General features: G+C 63.2%; 18 protein-coding genes and 1 tRNA gene. 7 read left to right on the top strand and 12 right to left on the bottom strand.

Going from position 1 to position 15,083, the window contains the following annotated elements; translation table 11 throughout:
- Positions 1-32 precede the first annotated feature (32 nt).
- Positions 33-560 carry a gamma carbonic anhydrase family protein gene (locus LB564_RS01205; RefSeq protein ID WP_224534468.1) on the bottom strand — a complete coding sequence of 176 codons (528 nt, stop codon included), beginning with the start codon at positions 558-560 and terminating at the stop codon, positions 33-35.
- A 19-nt stretch (positions 561-579) separates the two neighbouring features.
- Positions 580-915, bottom strand: coding sequence for a DUF6949 family protein (locus LB564_RS01200; protein ID WP_224534467.1), 336 nt, complete (start codon positions 913-915; stop codon positions 580-582).
- A 111-nt stretch (positions 916-1,026) separates the two neighbouring features.
- Between LB564_RS01200 and LB564_RS01195 the strand changes: the two genes are divergently transcribed.
- On the top strand, positions 1,027-1,758 hold the full coding sequence (locus LB564_RS01195) for a hypothetical protein (RefSeq protein WP_224534466.1): 732 nt from the start codon (positions 1,027-1,029) through the stop codon (positions 1,756-1,758).
- Between the two features lie 37 nt (positions 1,759-1,795).
- Here the strand turns inward: LB564_RS01195 and LB564_RS01190 are convergent, their stop codons facing one another.
- Together LB564_RS01190 and cysE are read right to left on the bottom strand one after the other, a co-directional pair.
- Positions 1,796-1,999, bottom strand: coding sequence for a DUF3126 family protein (locus tag LB564_RS01190; RefSeq protein ID WP_006200852.1), 204 nt, complete (start codon positions 1,997-1,999; stop codon positions 1,796-1,798).
- A 143-nt stretch (positions 2,000-2,142) separates the two neighbouring features.
- Complete coding sequence (gene cysE, locus LB564_RS01185) at positions 2,143-2,991, bottom strand: serine O-acetyltransferase (RefSeq protein WP_140710918.1); 849 nt, start codon at positions 2,989-2,991, stop codon at positions 2,143-2,145.
- A 133-nt stretch (positions 2,992-3,124) separates the two neighbouring features.
- On the opposite strand from cysE, the gene LB564_RS01180 reads away from it, so the two are divergent.
- A complete protein-coding gene (locus LB564_RS01180; protein WP_224534465.1) occupies positions 3,125-3,733 on the top strand; it encodes a hypothetical protein in 609 nt (202 codons plus the stop codon).
- Between the two features lie 66 nt (positions 3,734-3,799).
- Here the strand turns inward: LB564_RS01180 and LB564_RS01175 are convergent, their stop codons facing one another.
- From LB564_RS01175 to LB564_RS01165, 3 genes are read right to left on the bottom strand one after another with little or no spacing between them, the layout of a single operon-like run.
- Positions 3,800-4,567, bottom strand: coding sequence for an alpha/beta fold hydrolase (locus LB564_RS01175; protein WP_224534464.1), 768 nt, complete (start codon positions 4,565-4,567; stop codon positions 3,800-3,802).
- A 19-nt stretch (positions 4,568-4,586) separates the two neighbouring features.
- Complete coding sequence (locus tag LB564_RS01170; RefSeq protein WP_224534463.1) at positions 4,587-5,150, bottom strand: DUF192 domain-containing protein; 564 nt, start codon at positions 5,148-5,150, stop codon at positions 4,587-4,589.
- Between the two features lie 24 nt (positions 5,151-5,174).
- On the bottom strand, positions 5,175-5,768 hold the full coding sequence (locus LB564_RS01165; RefSeq protein WP_140710911.1) for a cold-shock protein: 594 nt from the start codon (positions 5,766-5,768) through the stop codon (positions 5,175-5,177).
- A gap of 218 nt (positions 5,769-5,986) precedes the next feature.
- On the opposite strand from LB564_RS01165, the gene LB564_RS01160 reads away from it, so the two are divergent.
- Positions 5,987-6,427 (top strand): VOC family protein, encoded by a 441-nt coding sequence (locus LB564_RS01160; RefSeq protein WP_140710909.1) that lies wholly within the window; start codon positions 5,987-5,989, stop codon positions 6,425-6,427.
- A gap of 142 nt (positions 6,428-6,569) precedes the next feature.
- Positions 6,570-6,860: a DUF2218 domain-containing protein gene (locus LB564_RS01155; protein ID WP_224534462.1), complete on the top strand. Its 291-nt coding sequence runs from the start codon at positions 6,570-6,572 to the stop codon at positions 6,858-6,860.
- Positions 6,861-6,983: 123 nt separating this feature from the next.
- On the opposite strand, the gene LB564_RS01150 is transcribed toward LB564_RS01155, so the two are convergent.
- Complete coding sequence (locus LB564_RS01150) at positions 6,984-7,538, bottom strand: DUF1697 domain-containing protein (RefSeq protein WP_224534460.1); 555 nt, start codon at positions 7,536-7,538, stop codon at positions 6,984-6,986.
- A complete protein-coding gene (gene ilvA, locus LB564_RS01145; RefSeq protein ID WP_224534459.1) occupies positions 7,535-8,791 on the bottom strand; it encodes a threonine ammonia-lyase IlvA in 1,257 nt (418 codons plus the stop codon). Before ilvA ends, LB564_RS01150 begins: the two co-directional genes overlap by 4 nt.
- A 380-nt stretch (positions 8,792-9,171) precedes the next feature.
- Between ilvA and LB564_RS01140 the strand changes: the two genes are divergently transcribed.
- Positions 9,172-10,245, top strand: a complete 1,074-nt coding sequence (locus LB564_RS01140; protein ID WP_140710901.1) for an alpha/beta hydrolase — start codon at positions 9,172-9,174, stop codon at positions 10,243-10,245.
- Between the two features lie 143 nt (positions 10,246-10,388).
- Positions 10,389-11,549, top strand: coding sequence for an alpha/beta hydrolase (locus LB564_RS01135; protein WP_224534457.1), 1,161 nt, complete (start codon positions 10,389-10,391; stop codon positions 11,547-11,549).
- Between the two features lie 24 nt (positions 11,550-11,573).
- Here LB564_RS01135 and ade read toward each other — a convergent pair whose 3' ends face one another.
- Together ade and LB564_RS01125 are read right to left on the bottom strand one after the other, a co-directional pair.
- Positions 11,574-13,391 (bottom strand): adenine deaminase, encoded by a 1,818-nt coding sequence (ade, locus tag LB564_RS01130; protein WP_224534455.1) that lies wholly within the window; start codon positions 13,389-13,391, stop codon positions 11,574-11,576.
- An 84-nt stretch (positions 13,392-13,475) separates the two neighbouring features.
- Positions 13,476-13,985: a SecDF P1 head subdomain-containing protein gene (locus LB564_RS01125; protein ID WP_224534453.1), complete on the bottom strand. Its 510-nt coding sequence runs from the start codon at positions 13,983-13,985 to the stop codon at positions 13,476-13,478.
- Positions 13,986-14,282: 297 nt separating this feature from the next.
- Here LB564_RS01125 and LB564_RS01120 point away from each other — a divergent pair.
- A tRNA-Leu gene (locus LB564_RS01120) sits at positions 14,283-14,368 on the top strand.
- Between the two features lie 40 nt (positions 14,369-14,408).
- Here the strand turns inward: LB564_RS01120 and LB564_RS01115 are convergent.
- Positions 14,409-14,987: an NUDIX domain-containing protein gene (locus tag LB564_RS01115; RefSeq protein WP_224534451.1), complete on the bottom strand. Its 579-nt coding sequence runs from the start codon at positions 14,985-14,987 to the stop codon at positions 14,409-14,411.
- Positions 14,988-15,083: the final 96 nt, after the last annotated feature.

The raw sequence follows: 15,083 nt of genomic DNA, 5'->3' as shown, positions 1-15,083 counted from the left end.
ACGGTGCCCGAAGCCATGCGCCGGCCGGGAGCTCAGACCTTCGTCAGCCCCGCTTTGAAGCGCTTGCCGTTGGCGACGTAATGCGCGGCCGAGCCACGCAGCCGCTCGACCGCCGCGTCGTCCAGCACCCTGATCGCCTTGGCCGGCGAGCCGACGATCAGCGAATTGTCCGGGAATTTCTTGCCTTCGGTGACCAGTGCGCCGGCGCCGACGAGTGAATTCCTGCCGATCCTGGCGCCGTTCAACACGATGGCGCCCATGCCGATCAGGCTGTTGTCGCCGATCGTGCAGCCATGCAGCATGGCGCGGTGGCCGATCGTGCAGCCCTGCCCGATGGTCAAGGGAAAACCGGGATCGGTGTGCATGACCGTGTGTTCCTGGACGTTGGTGTCGGCGCCGATGACGATCGGCTCATTGTCGCCCCTGATAACGACGCCGAACCAGAAGCCGGCATTGCGGCCGATCCTGATGTCGCCGATCAGCGTGGCATCGGGCGCGATCCAGTTCGTGTCGGCATCGGCGAAGCTGGGCTCCGTTCCATCGATCGCATAGAGCGGCATTGTCGGTCTCCGAATCGTCTCAGGCTGGAAACCCTAGGAGACGGACCGCCCATGAAGCAATGGCGAGCACGACGACGCCCAGCGCAAGGGACCAAGCAATGGCGGTGCAGCCGCACGACAGGAGCGCCGCTGTCGAGATGCGGTGCTGGCGCCGGGCGTCAAGGGCTTCGTTGACCAGCATGAACGGCCCGGCGCCGGCCGTGACGGCCAGCGAGCGCAACAGATGCGAGGGCGACACATAGGGCTCGGCGAAGGCGACCTTGCGGCCCGATACCAACTCCATTGTCGAGCCCGCCAGGCCGCAAACCGTCAGGCCGACGACAAAGGCGAACAACAAGAGTTCCATCTGGGCCATATTAACCCTCCATTTACCATGAAATCGCACTGTCGTTTCAGGAAGGCTGCAAGAGCCGTGCCGTGCGAGGTGTGCCGCCGAGGGACAGCGGACGGTGGGACGAGGACCGAGATGAAGCAGGCAGCGACCGCCGACGGCCCGGAACTGACCGTGGTCGATTCCAAGTTGATGAAGCGGGTGTTCTACGCGTTCGCCGCACTTGCCTTGCTGTCGATAGCGATCAGCCTTGGCGGCAAATGGTTCGGCCGTTCCATTGCCATGGCCGGATATACCGACGACGCGACCACACGCGCGGTGGTGATCGGCAAAAACGTCGTCACCGTGCCGGCCAATTTCATTCGCTTCGAGCAGGCCCGGCGCGACGGCATCGCCTCGCGTCTCGACCTTTATCTGCGCTATCCCCAGATGGACGGCTACAGCGAGGCGTCGCGCGACGATTTCAATCACGCCGGGGCCAACAGGAACATCATCTTCCTGTCCTTCGAGCAGCAGATGATGTCGCGCGACATGAGCGGCCGGTTCGGGCCGATCTACAGCGCACTGATCGTCCAGCCCGGCAATCCCGGCCCCGGCGGCACGACGGTCTACGCGTTCAATGAGAAATCAGGCTACCTGAACGAGGTGCTGGTCGTCGGCAAACGCGCGGGCAAGGACCCTTTCGTGGCCCGCTGCCTCAGCGGGCCGAGCGCCGACGAATCGCTGGCTCCTTGCGAGCGGGACATCCATGTCGGGAATGATCTCAGCCTTACCTATCGCTTCCCAAGGGAATTCCTTGGCGACTGGCAGACGCTCGACGCCGCCATCACGGCCGAGGCGGGGCGTATCCTCAAGACAGGACATTGACAGGCCGCTCGACGCGGCCTGCCTTTGAGACCGTGGCTCAGGCCAGATCGATGTCGAGGATCGCCATCGAGAAGTTGTAGTCGCCGTCGTCCTCGTCCTTGAAGACGATGCCGAGGAACTCGTCGCCGACATAGACTTCGGCCGAATCTTCCTTGCGCGGCCGTGCCTTGACCTCAAGCTTCGGGTTCTGGAAGACGCGCTTGAAATAGGCGTCCAGCTTTCTGATTTCGTCCGGCTTCAACAGTCTTCTCCGATCATCGGGCTTGCTCGTTTGAACGGCGCTTCTGGCACGTTGACAATGGCGATGTAAAGGCAAGCCGGCCTTATTGCACCGGAAGCGGCGGTGCTGCCCGGCAAATCGCGATCATGCCGTGCGATTGCAAATCAGATATCGAAACTGATCACCTGGTCCATCGTCTGCGACGGCAGAAGCTGGTCCATCTGGCGCGAAGGCTGGTCGCAGCCGGTCTCGCCGACCACGCGGGCCGGCACGCCGGCAACCGTCTTGTTGTGCGGCACGGGCGACAGAACCACGGATCCCGCGGCAACCTTGGAGCAATGGCCGATCTCGATGTTGCCGAGAATCTTGGCGCCGGCGCCGATCAGCACGCCACGGCGGATCTTGGGGTGGCGGTCGCCGCCGGCCTTGCCGGTGCCGCCCAGCGTTACGCCGTGCAGGATCGACACGTCGTCCTCGATGACCGCCGTCTCGCCGACGACGAGGCCGGTGGCATGATCGATGAAGATTCCCTTGCCGATGCGCGCGGCCGGGTTGATGTCGGTCTGGAAGACCGAGGACGAGCGGCTCTGCAGGTACAGAGCGAAATCCTTGCGGCCGTGGTTCCACAGCCAATGCGCCAGCCTATGGGTCTGGATGGCGTGAAAGCCCTTGAAATAGAGCACCGGCATGATGAACCGGTCGCAGGCCGGGTCGCGGTCATAATAGGCCTGGATGTCGACGCGTACCGTGGTCGGCCAGTCCTTGTCGTCGGCCAACATCGACTTGAAGGTCTGGCGGATGAGATCGGAACCGATATCCTGGTGCGCCAGCCGCTCCGCGATCCGGTGGATGACCGCCTCTTCCAAGCTCTCCTGGTTGAGGATCGTCGAATAGAGGAAGGCGGCCAGCAGGGGATCGCGGTTGACCGCTTCCATCGCTTCGTCGCGGATCGAACGCCAGATCGGATCGACCGGCTGCAACGCGCTATGGCGGGAAATGCTGATGCTGTTCATCGACGTCTCGTCCTGCGTCCTGCTAGTCTGCCTGTTGTGCGGCCGCACATATAGGCCAGATCATAGCATGTTTGAACTCAATTTTCCTTAGTGCTGTGTCAAATGGACTTGGTTCGCGGGAATTCAAGCAGCCATGGAAAACGAACCCTTGATCGACGACGCCCTGAAAACCGAGCTTTCGGCACTCTATGCCGCCGGGGACCGCCACTATCACGGCCTTGCGCATATCGAGGCAATGCTGGCGCTTGCCAGCGACTATCGGGGGGAACTCGGCGACCCCGAGGCCGTCGAGGCGGCTATCTGGTTCCACGACGCCATCTATGACAGCCGCGCCAAGGACAATGAGGCGCGAAGTGCCGACCTTGCCGAAGAGAAGCTCGCGGGCCGCGTCGATGCCGAACGTCTCAAGCGCATCGGCGCGATGATCCTCGCCACCGCCGCGCACCAGGTGCCGCCGTTCGATGACGCAGCGGCGGCGCGCGACGCCAGTCTGTTCCTCGACATGGATCTTTCGATCCTGGGCGCCGCGCCGGACGCGTTCGACGCTTATGAACGCGCGGTTCGCCGCGAATATGACTGGGTGGAGGAACCGATGTGGCGAGCCGGCCGCGGCGCGGTGCTGAAGACCTTCCTTGCGCGACCGCATCTCTTCCACACACAGGAATTCCGCCAGCGCTTCGAGCCGCAGGCAAGGCTGAACATTGCACGGTCGCTGGAGGCGCTCACCGTGGATAGAGGATAATCAGGTAAAGGCGCCGATGGTCGACGCCATGGCCATCAGAATACCGAACCTATCCTTGCCGCCCGCTCAGAGCGGGTTTTCGGTATAAAACTCCAGAACCCGCTGCTTGAAGGTCTTGTCCCCGACGGCAAGCATATGATCGCGGCCTTCGATATGAAAGGCCCTGGCATTAGGCATCAAGGCCGCGAGCTCGTCGGGCGAGCCGCCGATGTCGTCGGTGGTGCCGACCGCGATCAGCGTCGGCTGGGCGATGCGCGCGACGTCGTCCTCGCTGAGCAATTCGCGCGACGTGGCGATGCAGGCGGCCAGCGCCTGGCGATCGCTGCGGGTCTGGTCGGCGAAGGCGCGGAAAGAGCGGCCGCGCGCATGGGTGGTCGCGGCCGGGTCGTCGGAAAGCAGAGCGGCGGCGATCGGATCCCAATCGCCGACGCCATCGATCATGCCGATGCCGAGGCCGCCGAAGACCAGCGTCGCCACCTTGTACGGGTCGGACAGCGCCAGGAACGCGGCGATGCGCGCGCCCATCGAATAGCCCATGACATGGGCCCGCTCGATGCCGAGGTGATCGAGCAGGGCTGCTGCGTCCGAAGCCATCTTCGCGGGCGTATAGTCGGCCTCGTCATAGCTCTTGGATGACGCGCCGTGGCCGCGATTGTCAAAGGCGATGGCCCGATAACCGGCATCGTTGAGCGTCTTGAACCAGCCAGGCGACACCCAGTTGACGTAGTGGCTCGAGGCGAAGCCGTGGATCATGAGCACCGGGTCGCCCTCGCCCGACGCCGGCTGGCGGTCGAGAAAGGCGAGATCGAACCCGTCATGGGGAAAAAACTGCATTGGAAGGCGATCCCCGCGCTTAATCGGAACCGACGTTCGGAGAATCGCCCTTGTCGGCCGGCGGCGTGCCAGGACCCGACGCCGTCCCGATCGCCGGATGACGCAGCAGATCGCCATCCGCTATGCCCTCCCTGGCGGCGGTGCCGGCCTTGAGTTCGAGCACGAAGCGGACCGGCTCGCCGGGCGAGACGATCGCCTCGGACTGCGGCTCGCCCTGTTTGATGGCGCGGATCCTGCCATCCTGGCCGACAAAGATCAGGTCGAGCGGCATCGGCGTGTTCTTCATCCAGAAACTGACATCGCGCGTCTCGTCGAAGACGAACAGCATGCCATGATCGGCGGCCATCTCCTCGCGAAACATCAGGCCTGCTTCACGCTCCGCCTCGGTATCGGCGACTTCGATGGAGAAGGAGCGCTCGCCGCCTTTCGTGACCGCGATGAGCGGCGCAGCGTCGACGGGAAGGATCATCGCCCGGCCATCGGCCACGCTGGGTACCTGGAAATAGAAGAATGCGGCCGCGGCGACCATGACGGCGGCCACAGCGCACATCACGCCCGCTGTCAGCACGTTCCTGTGTGTCATAAGAAATCCTCGGCCGGGCTCGCCCTAGTGCGAGACCGGCAAGGTGCCCATATCGGGGTGAATTTCGGCGGCCATAAGGCCTTTGTCACCGCGGCCGAAACGGACAAGCACGACCTGCCCCGGCCGAAGCTCGGTAATGCCGTAGCGGCGCAAGGTCTCCATATGGACGAAAATGTCCTCGGTGCCCTCGCCGCGCGTCAGGAAGCCAAACCCCTTGGTGCGGTTGAACCATTTGACCAAAGCGCGTTCGAGCCCGCTCTCCGGCGTCACCGAGACATGGGTGCGCTGTTCCTGCATTTCCGCGGGATGGACCGCTGTGGTGACATCCATGGAGAGAACGCGGAAAGCCTGCAGCCCGCGCTCGCCCTGCTTCACAAGGCAGACCACGCGCGCGCCTTCCAAGGCAGTCTGGAAGCCGTCCCGTCGAAGGCAAGTCACATGGAGGAGGATATCGCCCGAAACACCGTCGTCGGGAAGGATGAAGCCATAGCCCTTGGCCACATCGAACCACTTGATGGCGCCGGCAATCTCGGCCAGGTCGGCATCGCCGCCTTCGTCGCGCGTCAAGGCGTCGGCAAGGGTCCCGGCCCGTCCGGTCAAAGAGGCCTTTTCCCCCATAAGAATGCCCCCTTTTTTCAAGAAACACCGCAACTGATTCTTGACACCAGATTAACACCGCGGCTTCCGGTGTGTGCAAGACCTGACGTGCCTTTTTTCACGGTTCATTGCGGGAATACCGGATTTGTTCTTTGCCGGCACGGCTTGCCGCCTCACGATTGCCCTTTGACCGGGCCGACCCTATGTTGCGCCGCAACCCAACAGATCGAGGAAAACACATGCGCTATCTGCACACCATGGTCCGCGTCGCCGATGTCGATGCCTCGCTCGATTTCTACTGCAACAAGCTCGGGCTCAAGGAAGTTCGCCGCTATGAAAACGAACAAGGCCGCTTCACGCTGATCTTCCTGGCGGCGTCCGAAGACGAGCAGAGCGGCATCGCCGACAAGGCGCCGCTGGTCGAACTCACCTACAATTGGGATCCGGAAGACTACAAGGGCGGGCGCAATTTCGGTCACCTCGCCTATGAGGTCGACGACATCTACGCCACTTGCCAGCATCTGATGGACAACGGCGTCACCATCAACCGGCCGCCGCGCGACGGCAACATGGCCTTCATCCGGTCGCCGGACGGTATTTCCATCGAGCTCCTGCAGAAGGGCCCGGCCAAGGCCAAGGCCGAGCCCTGGGCATCGATGGCGAACACCGGAAGCTGGTAAGGTTCTGCCCCGGGACCGGGCGGAAGCGCCCGGTCCGCTTTGGCGTTCGGCCGGGCAATGCCTATCTGCCTGAAGTCGCGCCGGCGCCGTAGCACCGGCGCATTGTCATGCGAATGGGTTCGCGCCCATGGAGAATTCAATCATGCCTTCCAGCCACGCCGACGTCGCCACCGAACATGCCAGCCGCTACCTGCAGCAGTTGTGCAAGCATTGGGCGCACAAGTTCCCGGTCGAGTTCGACCCGAACCATGGCGCCATCGATCTCTCGCTTGGCCGCACGGTCATGGACGCAGATGCGGCGGCGCTGCACATCACGGTGTCGACAGACGAAGCAGGATCGCTCGAGCGCCTGGAAAGCGTCGTCGCCGACCACATCAAGCGCTTTGCCTTTCGCGAGGAGCTGTCCTTCGATTGGAAGCCCGCTCCGGCCTAGAGCGGTTCACCATTTGGATAGAATCGCCGACCCGCTCTAACTCTTTGTTTTTACGCAATTCCCAAGGGGAAGCGCTACGCGCTTCTCCCGGGAAAACCGTCACACACTTTTCTTGGAATTGCTCTAGCTCTTGCCGGCTTGACGAGCTATCTCCAGCAGCGCCAGCACCGAGCGCCAATTGCGCGCGGTGCCCGGCACCTTCAGAACACGCGGGATGAGGTTGGCGAACACCGATTTGCCGAGCCCGTCCGGTGCGCTGAGGTAAAGCACGTCGCCCTTGATCTCGAAACGCTCGGGACCTGTACACTTCTCGGCCAGCCGCGCCGCCTCGTCGGCGGTCGGCTCACGCTCCAGCGCGTAGGCGTGGAGCTTTGTGTGGTCGGCGGCGGCTTCCGGATAGGGATTTTCGCGCACCAGCCGTTCGAACCACGAGAGGTCGCGCACCAAGATGCGCGAATGAAAGCCCCATTTCGCCTCGAAGGCCGCCTCGATCTGTTTCGTCAGCGCGGCCGCGTCGCCCTTGTCGGCCCGGAACACGGCATTGCCGCTCTGCACGTAGGTGGCGACATCGCAAAAGCCGAGCCCCTCGAAGAAGGTCCGCAACTCCGCCATCTTGACGATACGGTTGCCGCCGACATTGATGCCGGAAAACAAGGCGATGAAGACCTTTCCGCTCATATGATGAACCCGGCCAATGTTTCGTTGTCGGTGATGTCCTGATACTGGACGCCCTCGGCCTCGAAATTCGCCCTCAGCAGGTCGAAATTGCGGCGATCCCTGGTTTCGATGCCGATCAGCACCGAGCCGAAATTGCGCGCCGACTTCTTCAGATATTCGAAGCGCGCGATGTCGTCGTCAGGACCCAGCATTTCGAGGAAGTCGCGCAACGCGCCCGGCCGCTGCGGAAAGCGGATGATGAAGTACTTCTTCAGGCCCTCGAAGCGCAGCGCCCGTTCCTTGACGTCCGGCAGGCGCTCGAAGTCGAAATTGCCGCCCGAGACCACGGCAACGATGGTCTTGCCCCTGATTTCCTTCCTGGAAAAATCCTTCAGCGCATCGATCGCCAACGCGCCGGCCGGCTCCAGCACCACGCCTTCGATGTTGAGCATTTCGATCATGGTCGCGCAGAGCCGGTTTTCCGGGACCAGCCGCACGCTGTCGGCGGCAAACTCCCTGAGATAGCGCAAGGGTTCGCGGCCGATCTCGGCAACCGCGGCGCCGTCGACGAAATTGTCGACCTTGGCGAGCTTCAGCCGCTTTCCCGCCGCGAGGCTGTCGCGCAGGCTCGGCGCGCCGGCCGGTTCGCAGAAGACGAACCGCGCCTCGCGGCCCTGGTCGGCGAAATAGTGCGTCACCCCCGCAGCCAGACCGCCGCCACCCACCGGCAGCATGACGATGTCGGGCATGCGCGCGCCCGGCATCTGTTCCGCGATCTCATAGGCGACCGTCGCCTGCCCCTCGATGATGTCCTTGTGGTCGAAGGGCGGCACCATGTGGGCGCCAGAGCTTTCGGTGAATTCGAAGGCGGCGCGATAGCAGTCGTCGAAGAAATCGCCGACCAGCTTGATCTCGACGAAGTCGCCGCCAAACAGCCTGGTCTTGTCGATCTTCTGCTGCGGCGTCGTCACCGGCATGAACACCACGCCTCGTTTGCCGAAATGGCGGCAGACGAAGGCGAAACCCTGCGCATGGTTGCCGGCGGAGGCACACACAAAGAGCTCGGCCTGGTTGCCTTCGCCAAGCGCCTTTCGGAAGAAGTTGAAGGCGCCGCGGATCTTGTAGGATCGCACCGGGCTCAAATCCTCGCGCTTCAACAGCACCCGCGCGCCGGTCTTTCTGGACAGATAGTCATTTTCCTGCAGCGGGGTTTCGGGAAAGATCTGACGGATCGCGGCGGCGGCGGTGGCGACGCGCGAGGAAAAGCTGGTCATGGCAAATTCATCCCGGATCGCCCGCGGGCGCGTTAGAAGACAACCCTATTACACATCCGCCTATTACACATCCGGCCCCGCAAAAACCATTGCCCGGCTGGGTCAGCGCTCGCGGCGACGCCTTCGCGAAATGTTTGCAGGCGCTTGGGGCCGTTTGTTCATGCTTCCTGCACCGGGCCGGCGGACACTTTCGTGAACGCTTTCCGCGATGTGGCGGCCTTGCCGCCAAGGCTTTGGCTTTCGCGCAACAGTGGATAGCCATCGGCGGAAGCCGCCCAGATTTTGCCCGGAGATGACTTACTTCCGCCGCACTTCGCCTGCTGGGGAGGTATCGCGGAGGGTGGACGAGCCCTTACTGGGCTTGAGTGGAATTTTTTGACGTGCATTTGAAGACGATTTGCATTCTAGCGCTTGCCTTGCTGGTGGCGGGTTGTGGCGGCCGTAAAACCGAGGAACTGCTCGGCAGCGCGGTCATGTCCGCGCCGGTTACGGAAATCGCGGGCAACCATTCGATCTTCATCGCCACGACGCGCAAGAAATCCGACGATCCCAACAAGGTTTTCGACGGCGAACGCTCGGCCACGCTGAACTACGCTCGCGTCAACGTCACCGTTCCGGGGATCCACACGACCGGCCAGATCGAACGGCGCTCGCGCGGCAAGTCGAATGATCCGGCCAAATACTTCATGGCTTCCGAGGTCGTCGGCTACGATACCCAACCAAAATTCTCCAGCGCTCTCAACGCCGACATAGCGGCGCGCGGCGGCCGCGTGATGGTCTTCGTCCATGGCTACAACACCGGCTTCGACGACGCTGTCTACCGCTTGACCCAGCTCGTGCATGATTCCGGCTATCCCGGGACGCCGGTGCTGTTCTCCTGGGCCTCGGGCGCGAAGACCACCGACTATGTCTATGACAAGGAAAGTGCCAGTGCCGCCCGTGACCAGCTCGAAGTGACCTTGCGAATGCTGCAGCAGTCCGGCGCGCGGCGCATCGACATTGTCGCCCATTCGATGGGAACCTGGGTGACAATGGAAACGCTGCGCCAGATGGCCATCAGCGGCGACCGCGATCTTGGCGGCAAGCTCGGCGATGTGGTGCTGGCCTCTCCCGACATCGACGTCGATGTGTTCAAGAGCCAGATGCGCCGTTATGGCAAGCCCGACAAGCCGTTCATCCTCTTGTTGTCGGATGACGATCGCGCATTGCGGTTATCAGGCCTGATCGCCGGCTCGCGGCCGCGTGTCGGCGATTACAAGGATGCCGCCGACCTTGCCTCCTACGGCGTGACGGTCGTCGATCTCTCCAAGGTCAAGGGAAGCGACAGCTTCAACCACACCAAATTCGCCGACAATCCGGCACTGGTGAAGATGATCGGCCAGCGGCTGCGCGAGGATGATGGTTTCGCCAGCGACCGGGACGTGACCGATCGCATCAGCCTGCTCGGGCAGTAGATGCCGCGCCACGGGTTTGGCCGTGCCTGTTCGCCCTTACCACGCTGTCGGCGCACTTTGAACTGGACCGCGCCCGTCTCTGGCCTTATCGGAGTATCGAGCGACGTCATGCGTTTGACGTCCCCCGTTACGGGAGCCGACGCGTGGCCTTGCGCTTGAAGAGTTTCGGTGTCGTCGCCTTCGCGTTGCTGGTCGCCGGCTGCGCTGGAAATACGCATGACCTGCTCAACAAGACGACGGTCAGCGTGCCGGCATCCGATATCGCTGCCACCCATGAAATATTTGTCGCCACCACCCGCCAGAAGGCGACAAAGGACCCAAGGCAGGTCTTCGACGGCGACCGTTCGCTCACCACCAGCTTCGCGCGGGTCGACGTCACGGTTCCCAAGAGCCATCAGGTCGGCAACATCGAGCGCGCCAAGGGTTCGGCCAACAGCAATCCAGCCAAGGATTTCACGGCCAAGGATGTCACCTATTACGAAAGCGCGCCGCAATTCGCCAAGGCGGTCGGCGCCGACATCGCCATGCGCGGCGACCGTGCGCTGGTTTTCGTGCATGGCTTCAACAATGGTTTCGATGACGGCATCTACCGGCTGACGCAGATCGCCCACGACACCAAATATCCGGGCACGCCCGTGCTGTTCTCCTGGGCATCGAGCGCCAAGACGACCGGCTATATCTACGACAAGGACAGTTCCACAGCCGCCCGCGACGATCTCGAGGCGGCGCTTCGGATGCTCGCCAAGACGCGGGTCAAGAGCATCGACATCATCGCCCATTCGATGGGGACCTGGCTGACGATGGAGGCGCTGCGCCAGCTCGCCATCACCGGCGACCGCGATCTCGGCGGCAAGCTCGGCTATGTCATCCTGGCTTCGCCGGACATCGATGTCGACGTGTTCAAGAAACAGATGATCCGTTATGGCAAACCCGACAAGCCGTTTGCCGTCCTGCTTTCGGGCGATGACCGGGCGCTCAAATTGTCCTCGTTCATCTCCGGCGACAAACCGCGTGTCGGCGACTATGGCAACGCCGCCGATCTCGCCTCCTATGGCGTGTCGGTGGTCGATCTGACCAAGACGAAAGGCGGCGACGGCGGCCTCAACCACGCAAAATTCGCCGACAACCCGTTCCTGGTGCAATTGCTGGGCGACCGGCTGCGCACGCCGGCGGGCCTCGCCGCGGACGAGAACCCGGCACAGCTCGCCAATATCGGTCAGGGCTTGGGAAAGGTCGTCGGCTCCGCCGCTGAAGTCATCATCACGACGCCGTTCAAGGTGCTGACCATCGCCACCGGCGGGTAGGCAGCCAAGAGCGGACGGCCGGCCTCAGACGAACAGGTCGACCTTCTGGAAGGTCGTCACGTCAACGAGGCCGACGTCGGAAATCCTGAGCTCCGGAATGACCACCAGCGCCAGCAGCGAGTGCTGCATGTAGGCGTTGTTGAGCGAACAGCCCATCTTGCGCATCGCCTCGGTCAGTTTCTCCGCCTTGGCGGCGACGATCTCGGCGCGTTCGTCCGACATCAGGCCGGCGATCGGCATTTCGACAAGCGCCAGTTCCTTGCCCCTGGAGAACAGCACCACCCCGCCACCGACTTCCCCCAGCCGGTTCACGGCCAGCGCCATGTCCTGCTTGTTGGTGCCGACGCAGATGATGTGATGGGCGTCATGGGCCACGCTGGACGCCATGGCGCAGTCGTCCATGTAACCGAAACCGGAGACGAAGGCGTTGGTGACGCCGCCGGTGCCCCTGTGCCGCTCGACCAGCGCGATCTGGCAGACATCGTTGCGGCGGTCCATGGCAACCAGCCCATCCTCGACTGGAAGATCCGCCTCCAGCGCCCGCGTCGGCGCCTGGTTCTCGATGACGCCGATCACCCGCACCCGCACCTCGTTGGCGCCCTTGGGGGCCACGATGTCGAAATCCGCCGCCTTGAGTTTCTTGCCCAGCTTGACGGTGTTCTTCGCCGTCTCCGGATAGTCATAGGCCGGAATGTCGATGTCGAGCTTGCCCCCCTTGGCCAGCCTGACGCCGCGCGCATAGACCTCGTCGATGGTCATTGCGGCGAGATCGGAGACGATCAGCAGGTCGCCCAGGCGCCCCGGTGCGATCGAACCGATCTCGCGTTCCAGCCTGAAATGCTGGGCGGTATTGATCGTCGCCATCTGGATCGCCGTCACCGGCTTCAGCCCCTGGCTGATGGCGTGGCGCACCACCCGGTCCATGTGGCCTTCATGGACAAGGGTGCCGGAATGGCTGTCGTCGGTGCACAGGATGAAGTTGCGCGGATCGATGCCGCCTTCGGTCACCGCCTTGATCTGCGAGGCAACGTCGTACCAGGCGGAGCCCAGCCGCAGCATGGCCTTCATGCCCTGGCGCACGCGGGCAATCGCATCCTCGGCGCGTGTGCCTTCATGGTCGTCCTCGGGTCCGCCGGCGACATAGCCGTGGAACGGCAGGCCGAGATCGCGCGAGGCATAGTGGCCGCCCACCGTCTTGCCTGCCTTCACAGTGGCGGCGATCTCGCCCGACATCACCGGATCGTTGGCCGCGACACCGGGGAAATTCATCACCTCGCCAAGTCCGATGATGTTTTCCCAGGTCATCGCCTCCGTGACATCGGCGACCGTCAGTTCGGCGCCGGCATGTTCGAGCCCGGGCGCCGAAGGCACGCAGGATGGCATCTGCACATGCACGTTGATGGGCATCGCCACCGCCTCGTCATGCATCAGGCGAACGCCCGGCAAGCCCAGCACATTGGCGATCTCGTGCGGGTCGATGAACATCGAGGTGGTGCCGTGCGGAATGACGGCGCGGCAGAATTCGGTCACCGTCACCATGCCGCTCTCGACATGCATGTGCGCGTCGCAGAGACCGGGCACGAGGTAGCGCCCGCCCGCGTCGACCACCTTGGTGCCCTGTCCGATTGTGTGGCCGGCATTCGGTCCGCAATAGGCGAAGCGGCCGCCTGATATGGCGATGTCGGTGCCGGCGATGATCTCGCCCGAATGGACGTTGACCCAGCGCCCGTTGCGGATGACGAGATCGGCGGGTTTGCGGCCCATGGCGACGTCGACCAGATCGGTCGCCATTTCGGTCCAGGGTTTGGGTTTCGTTGCGCTCGCGGGCGGCTTTCTGGCCATCGAAGACTCCTGTTTGCCCGACTGTGCCAAGCCGGCGGCGCTTTGGCCAGCGAGGAAGCGTGGATTTGCCTTGGGATGGCCTGGCTATTCGGGTTTCACGTCCACTTCGACCCTGGAACCGCCGGCTGAAATCCGCTCCGCGACGCGCTCGACTTCGCCCGGTTTGAACGCGCCACTGACCATGATTTCACCGCCCAGTATCGGTTCCACGATGCGCGGCGACGTCACTATGGCGCCGTCGATGCTGAAATCGACGATCTTGCCGACATTTGCCCCGGTGAACATGGCAAAGGCCTTGCCGCTGTCGGGAGTGAGTTTGAGGCTGAGCATGTCCTGGCCCGAAGCAGGATCGGGGCCACGGCCTTGACGATGATGAGCGTCAGCGGGTCGGCCACCGCTATCTGTGCGACCACCAGCACCGCCGTGACGGTCGTGATAAAGCGGAACGGGATGCGCAAGAAGGATCCTCCCATGGGCGGCGGCTGTTTCGCACAAGGCGCGCGCCGCCGCCATCGGAAGGACACCGAGAACCAAGAGGCGCCTGGCCCCTTCAACGACCGCGATCGGATCGAAACCGAACACGGTTGGCGTCAATCTCAGCCACGGTTTCCGAGCGTCGCCACCAACGCGGTTGCCGAGCTAGCAGCCGACCAGTCTCGCGGGATGCGGGGGCGGCCGACGCTCCCCAGTGGGCGGGGGGAATGGGTTGGGCCTGAGAGGCGCCGGCCATGGCGGATCGATCCGCCGCGCAGATATCTACCGATGCCAGCAGTGCGGATAAATTCCGCGATCGCGCCAGTATCATCCCGCCTCCTCCTCTGGGTTGAGCGCTCGGGCGCCTCAGAACACGACTTGACGGGCTGTGTCTGGCGTCTGAAAAGGGCTGGCCTCGCGGACGTGGCGGAATTGGTAGACGCAAGGGACTTAAAATCCCTCGATCTCTGATCGTACGGGTTCGATTCCCGTCGTCCGCACCATCCCTTCGCTCTTCGAGCTTCGGGTGGTGGACCACCAGGCTCAATCCTTCATCGGGTTAAGCTTCAAATGCTGGATCAGGATAATCGTCTTGGCGTCCACAATCCGACCATCGGCAATCCCCGCCAGCGCCTCATCCAGTGGCATTTCCAGGACCTCGATGTCCTCGCCCTCCCCTGGGGCGCCGCCGCCGGCCGAGATGCGGTCGGCGGGTGAGTAGCGGGCGATGAAGAACCAGAGCCGCTCGGTGACGCTGCCGGGGCTCATGTAAGGCGAGAACAACCGCTCGATCTCGTTCAGCCGGTAGCCCAGCTCTTCCTCGGCTTCCTTGCGGATGGCGGTTTCCGGGTCGTTTTCGTCGAGCAGTCCGGCGCAGGCCTCGATCAGCGGTTCGCGGTGGCCGGTGACATAGGCGGGATAGCGGAACTGGCGCACCAGGAGCACGGTCGAGCGCTGGGGGTCATAGGGTAGGATCACCGCGCCGTCGCCGCGGTCATATGTCTGGCGGATCTGCGTTTCCCATTGGCCATCGCGCCGGCGGTAGTCGAGCACGGTCTTCTTCAGGATCGCCCAGTCATCGGAGAGAACCTCTTCCGAGCGTATACGAATGCGGTCTTCCATGGACACCTCGATGCTTGCTGTCGGGCGCAGGCGTAGCCGCCAACCGGCCTCTCCGCAACCGGGGCAGCGATTGGTCCAGCACGCGTTTCACCGTCT

This window comes from Mesorhizobium sp. ES1-6 (genome assembly GCF_020164775.1).
In the GTDB taxonomy this organism is placed as follows: Bacteria; Pseudomonadota; Alphaproteobacteria; order Rhizobiales; family Rhizobiaceae; genus Mesorhizobium.
Note: the sequence above shows the minus strand (reverse complement) of the source record. Positions and strands in the feature narration are given on the sequence as shown.